This is a genomic window from Pseudomonas protegens (assembly GCF_003732485.1).
Lineage (GTDB): Bacteria > Pseudomonadota > Gammaproteobacteria > Pseudomonadales > Pseudomonadaceae > Aquipseudomonas > Aquipseudomonas protegens_B.
Map to the genome: position 1 here is coordinate 54,731 of NZ_MOAK01000073.1, position 18,201 is coordinate 72,931.

The 18,201-nt window shown below is 61.0% G+C and carries 18 protein-coding genes; 8 read left to right on the forward strand and 10 right to left on the reverse strand.

Translation table 11 applies throughout. The features are described 5' to 3' along the window. Window positions 1-45: 45 nt before the first annotated feature. From BLX41_RS18485 to BLX41_RS18495, 3 genes are all read left to right on the forward strand, one after another. Window positions 46-960, forward strand: coding sequence for a flagellar protein MotY (locus BLX41_RS18485; RefSeq protein ID WP_123726051.1), 915 nt, complete (start codon window positions 46-48; stop codon window positions 958-960). Window positions 961-1,089: 129 nt separating this feature from the next. After that, window positions 1,090-2,307, forward strand: a complete 1,218-nt coding sequence (locus BLX41_RS18490) for an argininosuccinate synthase (RefSeq protein WP_102880745.1) — start codon at window positions 1,090-1,092, stop codon at window positions 2,305-2,307. A gap of 374 nt (window positions 2,308-2,681) precedes the next feature. Continuing rightward, window positions 2,682-3,308 (forward strand): response regulator transcription factor, encoded by a 627-nt coding sequence (locus BLX41_RS18495; RefSeq protein WP_123726052.1) that lies wholly within the window; start codon window positions 2,682-2,684, stop codon window positions 3,306-3,308. A gap of 138 nt (window positions 3,309-3,446) precedes the next feature. Here BLX41_RS18495 and BLX41_RS18500 read toward each other — a convergent pair whose 3' ends face one another. From BLX41_RS18500 to metG, 8 genes are all read right to left on the reverse strand, one after another. Further along, window positions 3,447-3,626 (reverse strand): PA3496 family putative envelope integrity protein, encoded by a 180-nt coding sequence (locus BLX41_RS18500; protein ID WP_123726053.1) that lies wholly within the window; start codon window positions 3,624-3,626, stop codon window positions 3,447-3,449. A gap of 107 nt (window positions 3,627-3,733) precedes the next feature. After that, window positions 3,734-4,372, reverse strand: coding sequence for an endonuclease III (gene nth / locus BLX41_RS18505; RefSeq protein ID WP_123726054.1), 639 nt, complete (start codon window positions 4,370-4,372; stop codon window positions 3,734-3,736). A gap of 7 nt (window positions 4,373-4,379) precedes the next feature. Beyond that, window positions 4,380-4,976: an Rnf-Nqr domain containing protein gene (locus BLX41_RS18510; protein WP_123726055.1), complete on the reverse strand. Its 597-nt coding sequence runs from the start codon at window positions 4,974-4,976 to the stop codon at window positions 4,380-4,382. Then, the gene (locus tag BLX41_RS18515; protein ID WP_123726056.1) at window positions 4,969-5,580 is read right to left on the reverse strand and encodes an RnfABCDGE type electron transport complex subunit G; all 612 of its coding nucleotides are present in this window, start codon (window positions 5,578-5,580) and stop codon (window positions 4,969-4,971) included. Before BLX41_RS18515 ends, BLX41_RS18510 begins: the two co-directional genes overlap by 8 nt. Before the next feature lie 2 nt (window positions 5,581-5,582). Further along, complete coding sequence (locus BLX41_RS18520; protein WP_123726057.1) at window positions 5,583-6,569, reverse strand: RnfABCDGE type electron transport complex subunit D; 987 nt, start codon at window positions 6,567-6,569, stop codon at window positions 5,583-5,585. Further along, window positions 6,556-7,761, reverse strand: coding sequence for an electron transport complex subunit RsxB (gene rsxB, locus BLX41_RS18525; protein ID WP_123726058.1), 1,206 nt, complete (start codon window positions 7,759-7,761; stop codon window positions 6,556-6,558). The genes BLX41_RS18520 and rsxB overlap by 14 nt, the downstream gene beginning before the upstream one ends. Next, window positions 7,758-8,339: an Rnf-Nqr domain containing protein gene (locus BLX41_RS18530; RefSeq protein WP_123726059.1), complete on the reverse strand. Its 582-nt coding sequence runs from the start codon at window positions 8,337-8,339 to the stop codon at window positions 7,758-7,760. The genes rsxB and BLX41_RS18530 overlap by 4 nt, the downstream gene beginning before the upstream one ends. Window positions 8,340-8,468: 129 nt before the next feature. Next, window positions 8,469-10,520: a methionine--tRNA ligase gene (metG, locus tag BLX41_RS18535; protein WP_123726060.1), complete on the reverse strand. Its 2,052-nt coding sequence runs from the start codon at window positions 10,518-10,520 to the stop codon at window positions 8,469-8,471. A 162-nt stretch (window positions 10,521-10,682) separates the two neighbouring features. Between metG and apbC the strand changes: the two genes are divergently transcribed. Next, window positions 10,683-11,777, forward strand: coding sequence for an iron-sulfur cluster carrier protein ApbC (gene apbC, locus BLX41_RS18540; protein WP_123726061.1), 1,095 nt, complete (start codon window positions 10,683-10,685; stop codon window positions 11,775-11,777). Window positions 11,778-11,861: 84 nt separating this feature from the next. On the opposite strand, the gene BLX41_RS18545 is transcribed toward apbC, so the two are convergent. Then, a complete protein-coding gene (locus BLX41_RS18545; RefSeq protein ID WP_123726062.1) occupies window positions 11,862-12,620 on the reverse strand; it encodes an SDR family oxidoreductase in 759 nt (252 codons plus the stop codon). A 165-nt stretch (window positions 12,621-12,785) separates the two neighbouring features. On the opposite strand from BLX41_RS18545, the gene BLX41_RS18550 reads away from it, so the two are divergent. The 4 genes from BLX41_RS18550 to groL all read left to right on the forward strand — a co-directional run bounded on the left by BLX41_RS18550 (window position 12,786) and on the right by groL (window position 16,298). Beyond that, window positions 12,786-13,517 carry a HugZ family pyridoxamine 5'-phosphate oxidase gene (locus BLX41_RS18550; protein WP_123726063.1) on the forward strand — a complete coding sequence of 244 codons (732 nt, stop codon included), beginning with the start codon at window positions 12,786-12,788 and terminating at the stop codon, window positions 13,515-13,517. Window positions 13,518-13,583: 66 nt separating this feature from the next. Beyond that, entirely contained in the window at window positions 13,584-14,060 is a 477-nt protein-coding gene (locus BLX41_RS18555; RefSeq protein WP_123726064.1) for an FxsA family protein, read from the forward strand. 251 nt (window positions 14,061-14,311) lie between these two features. Then, complete coding sequence (locus BLX41_RS18565; RefSeq protein WP_011063093.1) at window positions 14,312-14,605, forward strand: co-chaperone GroES; 294 nt, start codon at window positions 14,312-14,314, stop codon at window positions 14,603-14,605. Window positions 14,606-14,654: 49 nt separating this feature from the next. After that, complete coding sequence (groL, locus tag BLX41_RS18570) at window positions 14,655-16,298, forward strand: chaperonin GroEL (protein ID WP_025129665.1); 1,644 nt, start codon at window positions 14,655-14,657, stop codon at window positions 16,296-16,298. 153 nt (window positions 16,299-16,451) lie between these two features. Here groL and BLX41_RS18575 read toward each other — a convergent pair. After that, window positions 16,452-18,201, reverse strand: a 1,750-nt coding sequence (locus BLX41_RS18575; protein ID WP_259745003.1) for an LTA synthase family protein, incomplete at its 5' end; no start/stop codon positions are given.

Consider the following 18,201-nt stretch of genomic DNA (forward strand, 5'->3'; position numbering starts at 1 on the left):
TAGCGCCTGTCGATTTTTCTGTTGTACACGTCAGTGGAGCCTCCCGTGCGCCAGCGTTATCTAGCCTTGCTCAGTGTGTTTGCCAGCCTGCCCGCGATGGCTCTCACTTTCCAGACCCGTCTGGAGAGCATTGAGTGGACGGTCGAAGGCGACAAATTCGAGTGCCGCCTGATCCAGCCCGTCACCGATTTCGGTTCCGGCGAATTCGTTCGCCGCGCCGGCGAGCAGGCGATCTTTCGCCTCAAGAGTTTCAACCCGATGCAGGCGGGTGGCTCGGCGACGCTGCTTGCAGCCGCGGCCCCCTGGCAGCCGGGGCGTGGCGACATCAACCTCGGAGCGGTCAAGGCCGGCACGGATGGGGTGCTGTACAACAGCAGCCAGATGCAGGCCGGTCGCCTGATCATCGGCTTGCTGGAGGGACGCAGTCCGGTGGTCCGGCATTTTTCCCGCGAGGGCGGGGTTTCCGAGGTGCGCCTGCTACCAGTGAAGTTCAGCAAGGCCTACAGCGACTATCAAAGCTGCATGACCAAACTGCTGCCGATGAACTACGAACAGGTGAAACAGGGCGAGATCGGTTTCCCGGGCGGTGGTATCGAACTCGATGCTCGAGCCAAGGCAAAATTGCAGGTGATGGTGGATTTCATCAAGGCCGATCCGACGGTCAATCACGTCGAACTGGATGGCCACTCTGACAACAGCGGCAACCGCTTGACCAATCGCGATCTGTCCCGCCGCCGGGCCTTGGCGGTGATGGAGTTCTTCAAGGCCAACGGTTTGGCGGAAAGCCAGATTGTTGTGCGCTTCCATGGCGAGCGTTATCCCCTGGCTCCCAACACCAATGCTGCCAACCGAGCGAAGAACCGCCGGGTCAATGTGCATCTGGAGCGGGTCGCCCCCACCGAAAAACCGGCTCCGGCGCCTCAGGCTGCCTCCGGTTCCAGCGCCGCGGCGACTTCCTGATCCGGCTGTCGTCGTCGCGCGCTCGACATAATCTGTCGCTTGGTCGTCATAAGCTGTCGCGCCTCTGTAAATTATCCTCGTGGATCGGTAGACTCGACGGCTTTCCGTACAACCCCGTGGAGTGATGGCATGGCGGACGTAAACAAGGTCGTTCTGGCGTATTCGGGCGGCCTGGACACTTCGGTGATCCTCAAGTGGCTGCAGGATACTTACAACTGTGAAGTAGTGACTTTCACTGCTGACCTGGGCCAAGGCGAAGAGGTCGAGCCGGCCCGCGCCAAGGCGCAAGCCATGGGCGTCAAAGAGATCTACATCGACGATCTGCGCGAAGAGTTCGTGCGTGATTTCGTTTTCCCGATGTTCCGCGCCAACACCGTCTACGAAGGCGAGTACCTGCTGGGTACTTCCATCGCTCGTCCGTTGATCGCCAAGCGTTTGATCGAGATCGCCAACGAGACTGGCGCCGATGCCATTTCCCATGGTGCCACCGGCAAGGGCAACGATCAGGTACGTTTCGAGCTGGGTGCCTATGCCCTCAAGCCAGGGGTCAAAGTGATCGCCCCTTGGCGTGAGTGGGACCTGCTGTCCCGCGAGAAGTTGATGGACTACGCCGAGAAGCACGGTATCCCGATCGAGCGTCACGGCAAGAAGAAGTCGCCGTACTCGATGGACGCCAACCTGCTGCACATCTCCTATGAAGGCGGCGTGCTGGAAGACACCTGGACCGAGCACGAAGAAGACATGTGGCGCTGGACCGTCTCCCCGGAGAAGGCTCCTGACACCCCGCAATACCTGGAGCTGACCTACCGCAATGGCGACATCGTCGCCATCGACGGCGTGGAAATGACTCCGGCTACCGTGCTGGCGACCCTGAACCGCATCGGTGGTGAACACGGTATCGGTCGTCTGGACATCGTCGAGAACCGTTACGTGGGCATGAAGTCCCGTGGCTGCTACGAGACACCTGGCGGCACCATCATGCTGCGCGCTCACCGCGCCATCGAGTCCATCACCCTGGACCGTGAAGTGGCCCACCTCAAAGACGAGCTGATGCCCAAGTACGCCAGCCTGATCTACACCGGCTATTGGTGGAGCCCGGAGCGTCTGATGCTGCAACAGATGATCGACGCCTCCCAAGCCCACGTGAATGGTGTAGTGCGCCTGAAGCTGTACAAGGGCAACGTGATCGTTACCGGTCGCAAGTCCGATGAGTCGCTGTTCGACGCCAACATCGCCACCTTCGAAGAAGACGGCGGTGCTTACAACCAGGCGGACGCCGCTGGCTTTATCAAGCTCAACGCCTTGCGCATGCGCATCGCTGCCAACAAGGGACGGACCCTGGTCTGATACCTTGAGTTGTTAAAAAAGCCCCGCGATAAGCGGGGCTTTTTTTTGCCCCTGATTAATAGCGCTTTCGGCCGGAGGCTGAATAGACCAGTTGATTGAACGAAGCGGCTCTATTGATTGCCGTTTGTTGATCACTAGCGAAGAAAGTGATGCTTGATGATGTGGTTTTTAGTACGAAAAGTAGCAAGTCTGGCGATTAATCCTAAGCGCTTTTCCAGTTAAGTGACCTTTATCTAAATTATTTTGTAAGGCAAATCGGTATTGTTTGTAAGGATCGTCCTCGTAGGGGGGTAGCCCCGGGTAGCACGGTGTCAGAGTCAATTCTCTGGGGTATTGTGCGGGCTCTAAAAAACTCTCAGGACTTGGATGGACCTATGAAAAGAGTATTGATCGTGGATGATCATCCTGTTATCCGCCTGGCTGTGCGCATGTTGATGGAACGTCATGGATTTGAAGTAGTAGCAGAAGCAGATAATGGCACGGACGCTTTGAAGTTGGCTCTTGAATATGTTCCCGATATTTTGATTCTGGATATTGGCATTCCACAACTTGACGGACTTGAAGTTATAACCCGTCTGATGTCCAAAGGCATGTCGACCAAGATTCTAGTGTTGACTCTGCAAGTTCCTGGACCCTTTTCCATGCGTTGCATGCAGGCCGGTGCCGCCGGTTATGTGTGCAAGCAGCAGGACATTACCGAACTGATCAGCGCGGTGCGCGCGGTGCTGGCGGGTTACAGCTACTTTCCCAACGAGGCGTTGCACACCTTTCGTTCCAGTCAGGGCATCAGCAGCGAGGAAGAAATGATCGAACTTCTTTCGGGGCGTGAGTTGATCGTATTGAAACAGCTCACCAATGGCATGAGTAATAAGGAAATCGCTGAGGGCTTGTGTCTAAGCAACAAGACCGTCAGCACTTACAAGCGGCGGTTGTTGGCCAAGCTCAATGCTCGTTCATTGGTTGATCTGATCGAGTTTGCCCAGCGTCATCAGTTGGTATGAGTGTTGGTTACTGACGCGACAACCTTGAATGGAGCAACCTGCTAGTTCGGAGTGGGCCGGTCATGCCGAGCGGCTGACCGGTCGAGTTTCGGGGCGAGATAGGCACAAAAAAACCTCCGTCTGGAGGCTCTTTTGTGACTAGAGGTCAAAGTCGTAATCGGCCAGTTGTTTCTGCAGGCGTCGTTCTTCCAGAAGATTGTCGATGGTTCTGCGTTTGCTCAGATTGGTTTTCGCCACCTCGACCACCGGTTCAGCATCGTCTGTCTCTGTTGCGATGAAGTCTTCTTCTACGTCCAGTTGTTCTTTGCCAGTGCTCATAAGGTCAACTCCAGGCTAAGACTGCCATTGGCGCTCCTTATATCGATATTCTCCTGGCGGGTAAAAAAGATTTTTTCAATCGACTCATCAGCAAAATCAATACTTCCTCAATCGTCAGAAGTCTTTTGCTTGTATTCACACAGGTCTTCGATTCGACAGCTGCCGCAACGTGGCTTGCGGGCCAGGCAGACGTAGCGCCCGTGCAGGATCAGCCAGTGATGGGAGTCCAGCAGAAACTCCTTGGGCACAAACTTCATCAGCTTTTTTTCTACTTCCACCACATTCTTGCCCGGGGCCAGCCCGGTGCGGTTGCTGACCCGGAAGATGTGGGTGTCCACGGCCATGGTCAATTGCCGGAAGGCGGTGTTGAGGACCACGTTGGCGGTTTTGCGGCCGACGCCTGGCAAGGCTTCCAGTTCTTCCCGGGTCTGTGGCACTTCGCTGTTGTGGCGTTCCACCAGCAGGCGGCAGGTCTCGATGACGTTCTTGGCCTTGCTGTTGTACAGGCCGATGGTCTTGATGTATTCGGACAGTCCCTCGACCCCCAGGGCATGGATAGCCGCCGGTGTATTGGCCACGGGGAAGAGTTTGGCGGTCGCTTTGTTGACTCCGACGTCGGTCGATTGCGCCGAAAGAATGACCGCGATCAGCAACTCGAACGGCGAGGAGTAGGCCAGTTCGGTTCTTGGTTCGGGATTGTCTTCGTGAAGTCGGCGAAATATTTCCAGGCGTTTGGCGGCATTCATGGGTGGTTCATTTCCTCGAAGGCGGTCGGTTGAAGGACGAAGAGGCGGTCCAGGCCCGCTTTGCCGCCAGCAGCAGGCCAAGCAGGATAAAACCCCCGGGGGCCAGAGTCAGCAGGCGCAGTCCGCCTTGGGGCAGCAACACCCAGCCGGCGCTATCACCGGGCAGGCCGGCGAGCCAGCCCAGATGGCTGCCCAGGGCCCCGGTGCCCAGCAATTCGCGCAGCGCGCCCACCAGCACCAGCGCGCCACAGAAACCGGCAGCCAGGCGCAGCCGGTCGCGGTGCTGGAAGAAGCCCGCCTGCTCCAATATCACGCATTGCAGGGGCAGCAGGCCCAGGTACAGGCCCAACTGCTGGTACAGCTCATAACTCCAGGCTTGCACCGCCAGCCACAGCCAACTGCCGAGGGCAGCGCCGAGCAACAGGCTGGCCAGCCACCGCTGGCGGCTTTGCAAGTGTGGCCGCAGCAAGCCCATGCCGGCCCCAAAGGCCCCGATCACGACAAGGGATGCCAGCGCCAGGCCCAGGGCCTTGACCCAGGAGTCCGTGGCTCCGATCAACGGTGTCAGCATCAGCAGGCCCGGCAATGACAGTGGCTTACTCATGGGCAGCTCCCTGAAGCAGTGGCTGGCGATGCTCATCGAAGTAGCGCAGGGCATCGTGCAGGGCGCTGATCACCGCGCGGGAGGTGATGGTGGCGCCGGCGATCTGATCGAACTGGCCATTGTCCTTTTTCAGGGCCCAGGCAGCATCGTCCGGGGTCGTGCGGGATTTACCGGAAAACCCCTGCAGCCAGGCGTTGGGCTGTTCGGCGATGCGGCCTCCCAGGCCTGGGGTCTCATCCTGCTTGAGCGTCTTGCTGCCCAGCAGGCGGCCATGGCTGTCGATGGCGATCAGCAGCTCGATGGGGCCGGCGTAACCGTTCACTCGACTGCGCAACAGCACAGCACTGGGCTGACCCGCGCGGGTGGCCAGGTAGCCATCCAGCAGGCGGCTGTTGTCCAGTTGCACATCACTCAAGGGCAGTGGCTGGTCCAGTGGCTGATTGTCGTAACTTGCCGCGGGCAGCAGGTCGAGTAACTTGCGGGCCTGCAATGCCCGTTGCTCGGCGGCGATGCGCGGTGCGCCAGCGTATTGCAGCCACAGGGTGGTGCCCATGCCGAGAACGCCGAGCAGCACCAGCAGGAACAGACCGCGAGTTCTCTTCATGCTCAAGCCTTCTCCTGTTCCGAGGAGCACAGGCGCTCCAGCCCCGGCACCGCCAGGTTCATCAGCAGTACGGCGAAGGCAACGCCGTCGGGGTAGCCGCCCCAGGTGCGGATCAGGTAGGTCAGCAAGCCGACGCCGGCGCCGAACAGCAGCCTGGCTTTCGCTGCCTTGGGGCCGGACACCGGTTCGGTGACGATAAAGAATGCGCCCAGCATGCTGGCGCCGCTAAGCAGGTGAAACAGCGGCGAGCCATGAGAGTCGGAGCCCGAGCCGTTCCAGCACAGCAGGCTGATGACAAAGAGGCTGCCCAGCATGCCCACGGGCGCCTGCCAACCGATAACCCGTTGCTGCAGCAGGAACAGGCCCCCGGCCAGAAACCCCAGGCTGATCCATTCGGCACCTCGGCCGCCGAAGTGACCGAAGGCGGGGTTGCCGGCAAAGAGTTCGTCGACGGTCAGGCTCTTGTTGATCCGCAGGCTGTCCAACGCCGTGGCTTGGACCCAGGCATCCGGGTGCAGGCCGTCCGCGACACCGAACACCTGTTGCAGGCCGCCGAGCAGGTCCATGGTGTGGGGCGCAGGCCAATGGGTCATCGCTTGGGGAAAGCACAGCAAGACCAGGGCGTAGCCGAGCATGGCCGGATTGAACGGGTTCTGGCCGACACCGCCGTACAGCTGCTTGCCCAGGAGAATGGCCGCGGCAGCGGCGCCCAGCGGCAGCCACCAGGGGCAATAAGGTGGCAAGGCCAGGGCCAGCAGCGTGGCGCTGACCAAGGCGCTGCCGTCACCGAGGTTGGGCGGCAGCGGGCGTCGTCTGAGGTACAGGACCAGGGCTTCCGCGGCCAGGGCGCCGCTGACGGTCAGCAGCAGATTGAGCAGCACGCCCCATCCGTACAGCCACAGCAGCACCAACAGTCCCGGCAACGTGGCCAGCAGCACTCGCTGCATGGCCTGGCGCAGGCGTTGGTCGACGCCGTCAGCAATCAGCATGGGCCTTCACCTGGCGCTCGGCCTCGTGCAAGCGGGTCTGTGCCTGGGCCAGTTGGTCGGCTCCGATGTCGGGCTGGCGCAGCAGTTTGTTCAGATCGGCGCGGGCATAGGCCAGCTCGGTTTTCAGTTGCCGCAGTTGTGGATCGATCGGGCGTTTTTCGATGCGCGTCAGTACTGGCGCCGGTTTGGCACAGGCATCCTCGGCAGCGTGCAGGGCCTGTTCGGCCGCCGCCAGCGCTGCGCTCAGGGCTTCCAGTTCGGCACTGGACGCTTCGGCCGCCTGGGCTTTCTTCAGTTCGGCACGGCGCGTCGCCAACTGGATCTTCGCTCGCTTGAGCTCGGCATCCTTGGGCACTGGCGTCGGAGCAGGTGGCGCCTGGGATTCCAGCTGGGCCAAGGCCTGCTCGGCGCTTTCGAACTGACGCTGCAGGACGATCAATTGCATTTGCTGCTCGAAGGTCGGTGGATGGCCGAAAGCCTTGAGGGACTTGTGCAACTGGGCCCGGCTCATGGCCAGCTCGATCTTGGCTTTTTTCAGTGCCGCATCGGCTGCAGCGGCTTTCTGCGCACGAACCCGCTCGATGGCGGCCTGCACCGGGTTCTGGCTGTCGTCAGTGGCTTGCGCGGCTCGTTGTGCGCGGGCCTGGCGTTCGGCCAGGCGCCGGGCGTCTTCTTGTTGCAAGCGTTCGTTGCGTTGTTCGAAGCGTCGTCGCGCCTGCTCGCGCTTGCTGCTGCGGGCTTGCAGTTGCTCGGGGCTGGTGGCCAGGCCGCCGACGATCGGCACCACCTTGGCCTCGGGTAGCGGCAGCATGTCGATGCAGTCCACCGGACAAGGCGCCACGCACAGGTCGCAGCCGGTGCATTCGTCCACAAGCACGGTGTGCATCCATTTGGCCGCGCCGACGATGGCGTCCACCGGACAGGCCTGGATGCACTTGGTGCAACCGATGCATTCGGCCTCGCGAATATAGGCGATCTGGGCCGGAGCCTCACCGCGGCTGCGATCGAGCTTCAGCACCGGTAGCCGCAACAGTTGCGCCAGGCCGGCAATGGTTTCCTCACCTCCGGGTGGGCACTTGTTGATGGCCTCGCCGTTGGCAATGCCCTGGGCGTAGGGTTTGCATCCGGGATGGCCGCATTTGCCGCACTGGGTCTGGGGCAGGAGGGCGTCGATGCGTTGAATCAGACTCATGTTTTGATCAGTCCGCTGAAGCCGAAAAACGCCACTGCCAGCAGGCCGGCGCTGATCAGGTCGATCGGCAGGCCGCGCCAGGGCAGGGGAATATCGTTGTTGGAGATACGCTGGCGCAGATCGCTGAACAGGCTCAGTACCAGCCAGAAGCCCAGTCCAGCCCCCAGGCTCATGGCGCTGAGGGTCGCGAACCCGAGGTTTTCCCCAGTGGCGATCAGCAGCAGGCCGAGCGCGCCGGCATTGCCCAGCAGCAAGGGCCATAGGCCGTCGAATGGAACACTGGGCAATGCCCGGGACAGCAGCTGCAACACTGGCTTGATCAGCAGCACGCTCAGAGGCAGCCAGAGAAACAACTGCAAGGATTCCAGTCCCCAAGGCAGCAGCGCGCCACGATAAAGGATATGGCCGAGCACGCAGCTGACCAGCATCAGGACCGTGGTTGCCAGACCCAGCGCGTGGACCCGCTGCCGAGTGCAATCGGTTGGGGCCTGCAGCAGCGGATCGACGCCCAGCGGCCACTGCAACACGAAGTTGTTGATCAGGGCGGTGCTGACAAGGGCGAGGAGGAAGTGGGTCATGGTTGGGCCGGTACGGGCAGGCTGTCCCTCAAGAGTAGGCAAACTCCGGCGCGGGCGCAGGGCCCGCCAGATATACAAATCCCCCCGTTGCGCGGGGCGCAAGGGGGGGACGGGGTCCAGCCTGCGGCCTTACTTGATCCGCTGGCCGGGCTTGGCGCCGCTGTCCGGGCTCAGCAGGTAGATCTCTTCACCGCCAGGGCCGGCGGCCATCACCATGCCCTCGGAGATGCCGAATTTCATTTTCCGCGGCTTGAGGTTGGCGATCATCATGGTCAGGCGACCATCGAGCTTGGACGGGTCCGGGTAGGCGCTCTTGATCCCGGAGAACACGTTGCGCTGCTCATCACCGATATCCAGGGTCAGGCGCAATAGCTTGTCGGCACCTTCCACAGCTTCGGCCTTGACGATCAAGGCGACGCGCAGGTCGATGGCGGCGAAGGCGTCGAAGTCGATTTCCGGTGACAGCGGGTCCTTGGCCAGTTCGCCGTTGCCTGCTGGCGTGGCTGCGCCGGTGTCGGTCTGGCTGGCGGCCAGGTCTTCTTTCGAGGCGTCGGTCATGGCTTGGACTTTTACCGGGTCGATCCGCGTCATCAGCGGCTTGAATTCGTTGAGTTGATGGTTGGCCAGCAGGTGCTGGTGATCGTTCCAGGTCAGTGCCGGAACGTTCAGGAAGGCTTCGGCATCGGCGGCCAGCAGCGGCAGCACCGGCTTGAGGAAAATCACCAGTTGGCGGAACAGGTTGATACCGGTGGCGCAGATGGCCTGGACTTCAGCCTGCTTGCCTTCCTGCTTGTTCAGCGACCATGGCGCCTTGTCGGCGATCCAGGCGTTGGCGCGGTCGGCCAGCCCCATGATCTCGCGCATGGCGCGGGCAAAGTCACGGGCTTCATAGGCGTCGGCGATGCTTGGCGCCGCGGCCAGGAAGGCCTCGGTCAGCTCGGGGGCGGCATTGCTGTCGACCATCAGCCCGGCATTGCCCTTGTGGATGAAACCGGCGCAGCGGCTGGCGATGTTCACCACCTTGCCCACCAGGTCGGAGTTGACCTTCTGCACGAAGTCTTCGAGGTTCAGGTCCAGGTCGTCGACGCCACGGCCCAGCTTGGAGGCGTAGTAGTAGCGCAGGTATTCCGGCGACAGGTGCTCCAGGTAGGTGCGGGCCTTGATGAAGGTGCCACGGGACTTGGACATCTTCTGGCCGTTGACCGTGAGGTAGCCGTGGACGTTGATGCCGCTCGGCTTGCGGTAGCCGGCGCCTTCGAGCATGGCGGGCCAGAACAGCGCGTGGAAGTTGACGATGTCCTTGCCGATGAAGTGGTACAGCTCGGCGGTGGAGTCCTTGCCCCAGAACGCGTCGAAGTCCAGTTCCGGACGACGGCTGCAGAGGTTCTTGAAACTGGCCATGTAGCCGATCGGCGCGTCCAGCCACACGTAGAAGTACTTGCCCGGCTCGTCCGGGATCTCGAAACCGAAGTACGGCGCGTCGCGGGAGATGTCCCACTGCTGCAGGCCGGCATCCAGCCACTCGGCGATCTTGTTGGCGACGGCGTCCTGCAGGGTGCCGCTGCGGGTCCAGGTCTGCAGCATCTGCTGGAAGTCCGGCAGCTTGAAGAAGAAGTGCTGGGAATCCTTGAGCACCGGGGTGGCGCCGGAGATCGCCGACTTTGGATCTTTCAGGTCGGTCGGGGCATAGGTGGCGCCACATTTTTCGCAGTTGTCGCCGTACTGGTCCTCAGTGCCGCACTTCGGGCAGGTGCCCTTGATGAAGCGGTCGGCCAGGAACATTTTCTTTTCCGGGTCGAAATACTGAGTGATGGAGCGCGTGGCGATGTGCCCGGCGTCCCGCAGCTTGAGGTAGATCTGGCTCGACAGCTCGCGGTTTTCTTCGGCGTGGGTCGAGTGGAAGTTGTCGAAGTCCACCAGGAACTCGGCAAAGTCGGCGCTGTGTTCAGCCTGGACATTGGCGATCAGTTGTTCCGGGGTGATGCCTTCCTTTTCCGCGCGCAACATGATGGCCGAGCCGTGTGCGTCGTCGGCGCAGACATAGATGCATTGGTTGCCGCGATGCTTCTGGAAGCGCACCCACATGTCGGTCTGGATGTACTCAAGCATGTGGCCAAGGTGGATGGAACCATTGGCATAGGGCAGGGCGCTGGTGACGAGGATCTTGCGTGGCTCGGACATGGGGCTCGGCTACTTGATGAAACGGAGGTCGGCCACTATAAAGCGCCAGCGCGGATTTTTCATCCTTCCGGGCACATTGTGCACAGCAAGCTTTCTCGCCACGAAGGAGTCGGCGGCGTAGGATAGCCGGCTGATTTTCCTGTCTTGTTATCGGAGTTGCCCATGAGCGCCGTCAATCGCGCAGCGGTGGAAGCCGTTCTTCGCCAATACACCGACCCTTACCTGAACCAGGACCCGGTCAGCGCCGGCTGTGTGCGGGCCATTGATGTCCAGGGCGATAAGGTCCTGGTCCGGATGGAACTGGGTTATGCCGCCGGTCTGTTCAAGAGTGGCTGGGCGCAGATGCTGCAACTGGCTATCGAAGGTCTGGACGGTGTCGCTTCGGCCAAGGTCGAGATCACCAGCGTGATCGCCGCGCACAAGGCCCAGGCGCAGATCCCGGGCCTGGCCAACGTCAAGAACGTGGTGGCGGTGGCTTCCGGCAAGGGCGGCGTGGGCAAGTCCACCACCGCGGCCAACCTGGCCCTGGCCCTGGCCCGGGAAGGCGCCAAGGTGGGGATTCTCGACGCCGACATCTATGGTCCGAGCCAGGGCATCATGTTCGGCATTGCCGAAGGCACCCGGCCGAAGATCAAGGACCAGAAGTGGTTCGTGCCCATCGAGTCCCACGGGGTCGAGGTCATGTCCATGGCTTTCCTCACCGACGACAACACGCCGATGGTCTGGCGTGGCCCGATGGTCTCCGGCGCCTTGCTGCAACTGGTGACCCAGACCGACTGGGGCAACCTCGACTATCTGGTGATCGACATGCCGCCGGGCACTGGCGATATCCAACTGACCCTGGCGCAGAAAGTCCCGGTGGCCGGCGCAGTGATCGTTACCACACCGCAAGACCTGGCGTTGCTGGATGCGCGCAAGGGCGTGGAGATGTTCCGCAAGGTCAACATCCCGGTGCTGGGCGTGGTGGAAAACATGGCGGTGCACATCTGCTCCAACTGCGGCCATGCGGAGCATTTGTTCGGCGAAGGCGGCGGCGAGAAGCTGGCCAGCCAGTACGACGTCGAGTTGCTGGCTTCGCTGCCGCTGTCGATGCTGATCCGCGAGCAGGCCGACGGCGGCAAGCCAACAGTGATCGCCGAGCCTGAAAGCCAGATCGCCATGGTCTATCAGGAACTGGCCCGGCACGTCGGAGCACGCATCGTATTGCAGGAAGCCGCCGCTCCGGCGATGCCCAACATCACCATCAGCGACGACTGACGTCGGAAACAGGCACTGCCGGCGAATGCGATCTTATGGATCGCCTTCGCCGGCAAGCCGACTCCTACAGTTGCGATTACAGGTTCAGATGCGCAGGCCGCCGTCCATCTCCAGGATGCGTCCGGTGTAATAGTCGTTCTCGAAGATATAGGCCGCCGAGTGGGCGATCTCTTCCGGCTTGCCCATGCGCTTGAGCGGAATGCCTGAGGTCATCTTCTCCAGGGCTTCGGGTTTCATGCCCAGGGTCATCTCGGTCTCGATAAAGCCGGGGGCAATCCCCGCCACGCGAATCCCGTAGCGCGCCAGTTCCTTGGCCCAGGTCACGGTGGCTGCCGCCACGCCTGCCTTGGCTGCCGAGTAGTTGGTCTGGCCGACATTGCCGGCGCGAGAGATCGAGGAAATGTTGATGATCGCGCCGCTGTTGTTCAACTCCACCATTTTCGCCGCCACTTCCCGAGTGCAGAGGAACACCCCGGTCAGGTTGACGTCGATCACCGCCTGCCACTGGGCCAGGCTCATCTTGGTCATCTCGCCGTCCTTGACCTTGAGCAGCAGGCCGTCGCGCAGGATTCCGGCGTTGTTGATCAGACCGTGGATGGCGCCGAAGTCTTCGGCGACCTGGGCCACCATATGGCTCACTTGTTCTTCATTGGCCACATTGCACAGATAGGCGCGGGCCTCGACGCCGAGGGCCTTGCAGGCCGCCACGGCCTGGTCGAGTTTTTCCTGGTTCAGATCCACTAGGGCCAGTCGTGCGCCCTTGGCGGCGAAATACTCGGCCATGGAGCGGCCCAGACCTTGGCAACCGCCAGTGATAATGATTACTTTGTCAGTGAGTTGCATTCGCATGTCCCGCTAGCAGGTCTTGAGGGGTGGTCCTTTTCGGGGAACCTCGGCCGGCTGCCGGACCTGGCCTGGCTGCAGATGAGAATTGCCCCGTTGGCGTAGCTGGAACAATGCTCCAGGCGCCCGTCCGTTTTCGACGGATTCTATAGAAGGAGTCATAAAGTGAGCGTTGAAGCTGCCAAGAATGCACGAGAATTGCTGCTCAAGGAATACCGCGGCGTGTTGTCGACGCACTCCAAGGCCATGCCGGGTTTTCCCTTTGGTTCCGTGGTGCCTTATTGCCTGGATGCCGAGGGGCGCCCCCTGATTCTCATCAGCCGCATCGCCCAGCACACCCACAATCTGCAGAAGGATTCCAAGTGCTCGCTGCTGGTAGGCGAGCGCGATGCCGATGACGTGCAAGCGGTGGGGCGCCTGACCTACCTGGCCGAAGCCGAGAAGCTTGAGGACCAGGACGCTATCGAGGCCGCCGCCGAGCGCTACTACCGCTACTTCCCGGAATCCCAGAACTACCACAAGGCCCATGACTTCGATTTCTGGGTACTCAAGCCGGTGCGTCATCGCTACATCGGCGGTTTCGGCGCCATTCACTGGGTGGATCAAGTGGCCCTGGCCAACCCGTTCGCCGGCAAGGCCGAGTTGAGCATGGTGGAACATATGAACAGCGACCACGCCAAAGCCATTGCTCACTACGTGGAACTGACGGGACTGCCGCACAGCGTGCCGGCGCAACTGGCCGGGATCGACAGCGAAGGCATGCACCTGCGCATTGGCCAGGCACTCTACTGGCTGCCATTCCCAAGTCTTTGCAACACGCCGACACAAGTGCGCGAAGCCCTGGTTTTTCTGGCCCACGCCGATCAATGGCCGAAAAATCCGGCACCGGGTGCTTGAATTCACGAATTGGCGACGTCATTTACGGTCTACTGGAAGGCATTCTTCCGCAGAGGAAACCATTTGATGCGCCCTTTTCTGTTGCTCTTTTTACTGTTCCCGGTGCTGGAGCTGTTCGTCTTCGTCAAGGTCAGCGCGGCCATCGGGTTTTTCCCGGCACTGCTGCTGATCATTCTCGGTTCGATGCTCGGTGTGCTGGTGTTGCGCGTGGCCGGATTGGCCACGGCACTGCGTGCCCGTGAAAGCCTCAATCGCGGTGAGTTGCCGGCCCAGCAGATGCTCGAGGGGCTGATGCTGGCCTTGGGTGGCGGCCTGCTGATCCTGCCGGGTTTCATCAGCGACGTATTCGGCCTGCTGATGCTGCTACCCATCAGCCGTCGCCTGCTGGCCAAAAAAATGCGCCAGCGTGCCGAGGAGCAGGCCTTGCGCCAACGCGCCTTTGCCGATGACATGCGTGCGGCCCGTGGCGGCCCTGCGCCGCAACAGCCGTTGGGCCGTGAGCCCAATGTCATTGAAGGTGAGTTCGAGCATCGCGATTCTTGATAACTGGCCTCAAACACACGGCACCTTCGGGTGCCGTGTTCGTTTTAACCCGGGTGATGTAAAAAATTTCATCAGCCTGCCCTTGTAATAACCTTATGCGCCCTTATGTAACGGTCACCGCAAGGTTTCTGGTGCTGACACCAGACAGACTTCCGCGTCTCGCTCGTCGAGCCGCAACCGGCCACGCCGGATTTGCTAACCCGCCGGTATCGACACCGGCCGTTGAAAACCACAATTAGGAGAGATCGACAATGAAGCTTCGTCCTCTGCATGACCGCGTCGTCATCCGTCGCAGCGAAGAAGAATCGAAAACTGCCGGCGGTATCGTTCTGCCTGGTTCGGCTGCTGAAAAACCTAACCGTGGCGAAATCGTCGCTGTAGGTACCGGCCGTGTGCTGGACAACGGTGAAGTACGTGCGCTGGCCGTGAAAGTGGGTGACAAAGTGGTGTTTGGCCCGTACTCCGGCAGCAACACCGTGAAAGTCGATGGCGAAGATCTGCTGGTAATGGCCGAGAACGAAATTCTCGCCGTTATCGAAGGCTGATTTCCCACGTATTTTCCCGCTACTACACAGTATTTAAGGAATATCGATCATGGCTGCTAAAGAAGTTAAATTCGGCGATTCCGCCCGCAAGAAAATGCTCACCGGTGTCAACGTCCTGGCTGACGCAGTAAAAGCGACCCTGGGCCCGAAAGGCCGTAACGTGATCATCGAGAAGAGCTTCGGCGCTCCGACCATCACCAAGGACGGCGTTTCCGTAGCCAAAGAAATCGAGCTCAAAGATCGCTTCGAAAACATGGGCGCGCAGCTGGTCAAAGACGTTGCCTCCCGTGCCAACGATGACGCTGGCGACGGCACCACCACCGCTACCGTTCTGGCTCAGTCGATCGTCAACGAAGGCCTGAAAGCCGTCGCTGCCGGCATGAACCCGATGGACCTGAAACGCGGCATCGACAAGGCGACCATCGCCATCGTCAAAGAGCTGAAAGGTCTGTCCAAGCCATGCGCTGACTCCAAAGCCATCGCTCAGGTCGGCACCATCTCCGCCAACTCCGACAACTCCATCGGCGACATCATTGCCGAAGCCATGGAAAAAGTCGGTAAAGAAGGCGTGATCACCGTTGAAGAAGGCTCGGGCCTGGAAAACGAACTGTCGGTTGTAGAAGGCATGCAGTTCGACCGTGGCTACCTGTCCCCTTACTTCATCAACAAGCCGGACACCATGGTCGCCGAACTCGACGGCCCGCTGATCCTGCTGGTGGACAAGAAGATCTCCAACATCCGCGAAATGCTGCCAGTGCTGGAAGCCGTTGCCAAAGCCGGCCGCCCACTGCTGATCGTGGCTGAAGACGTTGAAGGCGAAGCCCTGGCGACTCTGGTTGTGAACAACATGCGCGGTATCGTCAAAGTCGCTGCCGTCAAGGCACCGGGCTTCGGCGACCGTCGCAAGGCCATGCTGCAGGACATCGCCGTTCTGACCGGCGGTACCGTTATCTCCGAAGAGATCGGCCTGAGCCTGGAAAGCACCACCCTGGAGCACCTGGGTAACGCCAAGCGCGTGATCCTGTCCAAAGAAAACACCACCATCATCGACGGTGCTGGCGTTGAAGCGGACATCCAGGCTCGTGTGACTCAGATCCGTCAACAAGTCGCCGACACTTCGTCCGACTACGACCGTGAAAAACTGCAAGAGCGTCTGGCCAAGCTGTCCGGCGGCGTTGCAGTGATCAAGGTTGGCGCCGGCTCCGAAGTTGAAATGAAAGAGAAGAAAGCCCGCGTTGAAGACGCCCTGCACGCTACCCGTGCAGCCGTTGAAGAAGGCGTGGTACCTGGCGGTGGCGTAGCCCTGATCCGTGCTCTGCAAGGCATCAACGACCTGAAGGGCGACAACGCCGACCAGGACGTGGGTATCGCTGTTCTGCGTCGCGCTATCGAAGCTCCACTGCGTCAGATCGTTGCCAACTCCGGTGACGAGCCAAGCGTGGTCGTGGACAAGGTCAAGCAGGGTTCCGGTAACTTCGGTTACAACGCTGCCACCAGCGAATACGGCGACATGATCGAAATGGGCATCCTGGACCCAACCAAGGTAACCCGTTCCGCGCTGCAAGCCGCTTCGTCCATCGGCGGTCTGATCCTGACCACCGAAGCCGCTGTTGCTGAAATCGTGGAAGACAAGCCTGCAGCTGGCGGCATGCCAGACATGGGCGGCATGGGTGGCATGGGCGGCATGATGTAAGCCAGCCTTACCCCTGTACTGAAAAAGCCCCGCCGGTGAAAACCGGCGGGGCTTTTTTATGCCTGGGATATGAGGGGGCGCCTGGATCTTCGCGGGCAAGCCCGCTCCTGCAACGATGCACCTCTGTAGGAGCGGGCTTGCCCGCGAATGACTTCAGCGCTGACTCAACTCGACCGCCGAGGCCTTGGGCGCCTTCCAGCTCAACAGTTGCTGCTTGAAGCCATAACTGGCGCTCTGGTAGTAACTGATACCGCGCTGGATCAGCGGGTCGTTGTCCGGTACCCGGGATTCCTGGCTGGCGCCCAGGGCCTGGTCATGCCGGCGCAACCCCTGGCGCGGGCTGAGAATCGCCAGGTCCTGGCCGTCGAACAGGCCCAGGTGCTGATAGTTGCCCACCAGCACCCGGGGAGGCCGGGGGTTGTCCTGCAGTAGGTTGCGTCCGAAGAAGGTCGACTCGTAGTCCAGGTTCAACAGGCCCAGCAGGGTTGGCGCCAGGTCGATCTGGCTGGCCAGCTGTGCACTTTCCCGCGCCGGAATCAGCTTGGGCGCATAGATGAACAACGGAATCTGATAGTTGCTGATGGGCAGGTCTTCCTTGCCCGCGCTGCCTGCGGTGTGATCGGCGACAAACACGAAAATGGTGTTGTCGAACCAGGGCTTCTGGCGGGCGGCCTTGAGGAACTCGCCAATGGCGTAGTCGGTGTATTTCACCGCGCCGTCCCGGCCCTTGCCGGACTTGATGTCGATCCGGCTATCGGGATAGGTGTAAGGGCGATGGTTGGAGGTGGTCATCAGTTGCAACAGGAAGGGCCGCTGCTGTGCGTAGTCGGCGTCCGCCAGCTTCAGGGTCTGGGTGTAAAGGTCTTCGTCGGCCATGCCCCAGGCGTTCTTGAAGTGGATCTCGGATTCCTCGACGCTGCTCTGGTCTACCACGCGGTAGCCGTTGCCACTGAAGAAGGCATTCATGTTGTCGAAGTAACCCCGGCCGCCATAGACAAAGACACTGTCGTAGCCCACGGCCCGCAGTTGCTGGCCAAGGCTGGCGAAACCACTTTCACGTCCGATGCGCTTGACGATGGAGCGTCCTGGGGTAGGGGGAATCGCCAGGGTGATGGCTTCCAGGCCGCGGTCGGTGCGGGTGCCGGTGGCGTAGAAGTTGTTGAAGTACAGGCTCTGCTGGCGCAACGCATCCAGGTTGGGGGTCAGGTTGCGGTCGTCGCCGTTGCTGCCCATGTACTTGGCGCTGAAGCTTTCTATGGTCACCAGGACGATATTGGGTGTGCGCGGGGTGCCGGGGTTGTCGATGGCGCGACGGATGTCCAGCGGGTCCTTGCCGATGAAGCGGGCATTGGGCTCGTTGAGTTCGGCGCGCATCTGGCGGGCCACCACATCGGTGGGCAGGCTGCGATAGAACTGCTGGTAATCCAGCTCGTTATTGCGAAACGCGGCAAAGAACTGATACGGACCGTTGCTCGCCAGCTCATTCTGGTAGGCATTGCCGCCCTGGGCCCGCGGACTGTCCTGGCTGAGCAGTTGCAGGCTGGTGCCGGCCACCAGCATTAGCCCCAGGGCGCTGAGCAGACGAGCGCGCAGAGACGGCAAGGGCGCATCCAGGGCCGCTTTCAGCGGCCTGCGCAGAGCCAGGCTCAGGGCGATTGCCGTCAGGGCCAGCAGCCCCATGTACAGGCCGATCGGGTAGGACTCGAGAATGTTGTTGAGGACTTCGTCGGAATACACCAGGTAGTCGACGGCGATGAAGTTGAAACGTACGCCGAACTCGTCCCAGAACAACCATTCCGCGACGGCGGTGAAGAGCATGGCGAACAGGCTCAGGCTGAACAGACCCTGCAACAGCCAGTGCAATCCGCGCCGCTGCCACAGGCTTGGCGGGGAGAGCAGCAGG

What these genes read in the sequence shown, in the direction of transcription:
- BLX41_RS18510 (WP_123726055.1), bottom strand. Translation starts at nt 4,976, where the DNA reads ATGAGTAAGCCACTGTCATTGCCGGGCCTGCTGATGCTGACACCGTTG.
- BLX41_RS18500 (WP_123726053.1), bottom strand. Translation starts at nt 3,626, where the DNA reads ATGAGCACTGGCAAAGAACAACTGGACGTAGAAGAAGACTTCATCGCA.
- BLX41_RS18565 (WP_011063093.1), top strand. Translation starts at nt 14,312, where the DNA reads ATGAAGCTTCGTCCTCTGCATGACCGCGTCGTCATCCGTCGCAGCGAA.
- nth (WP_123726054.1), bottom strand. Translation starts at nt 4,372, where the DNA reads ATGAATGCCGCCAAACGCCTGGAAATATTTCGCCGACTTCACGAAGAC.
- groL (WP_025129665.1), top strand. Translation starts at nt 14,655, where the DNA reads ATGGCTGCTAAAGAAGTTAAATTCGGCGATTCCGCCCGCAAGAAAATG.
- BLX41_RS18490 (WP_102880745.1), top strand. Translation starts at nt 1,090, where the DNA reads ATGGCGGACGTAAACAAGGTCGTTCTGGCGTATTCGGGCGGCCTGGAC.
- BLX41_RS18515 (WP_123726056.1), bottom strand. Translation starts at nt 5,580, where the DNA reads ATGAAGAGAACTCGCGGTCTGTTCCTGCTGGTGCTGCTCGGCGTTCTC.
- apbC (WP_123726061.1), top strand. Translation starts at nt 10,683, where the DNA reads ATGAGCGCCGTCAATCGCGCAGCGGTGGAAGCCGTTCTTCGCCAATAC.
- BLX41_RS18555 (WP_123726064.1), top strand. Translation starts at nt 13,584, where the DNA reads ATGCGCCCTTTTCTGTTGCTCTTTTTACTGTTCCCGGTGCTGGAGCTG.
- metG (WP_123726060.1), bottom strand. Translation starts at nt 10,520, where the DNA reads ATGTCCGAGCCACGCAAGATCCTCGTCACCAGCGCCCTGCCCTATGCC.
- rsxB (WP_123726058.1), bottom strand. Translation starts at nt 7,761, where the DNA reads ATGAGTCTGATTCAACGCATCGACGCCCTCCTGCCCCAGACCCAGTGC.
- BLX41_RS18495 (WP_123726052.1), top strand. Translation starts at nt 2,682, where the DNA reads ATGAAAAGAGTATTGATCGTGGATGATCATCCTGTTATCCGCCTGGCT.
- BLX41_RS18530 (WP_123726059.1), bottom strand. Translation starts at nt 8,339, where the DNA reads ATGACCCACTTCCTCCTCGCCCTTGTCAGCACCGCCCTGATCAACAAC.
- BLX41_RS18520 (WP_123726057.1), bottom strand. Translation starts at nt 6,569, where the DNA reads ATGCTGATTGCTGACGGCGTCGACCAACGCCTGCGCCAGGCCATGCAG.
- BLX41_RS18545 (WP_123726062.1), bottom strand. Translation starts at nt 12,620, where the DNA reads ATGCAACTCACTGACAAAGTAATCATTATCACTGGCGGTTGCCAAGGT.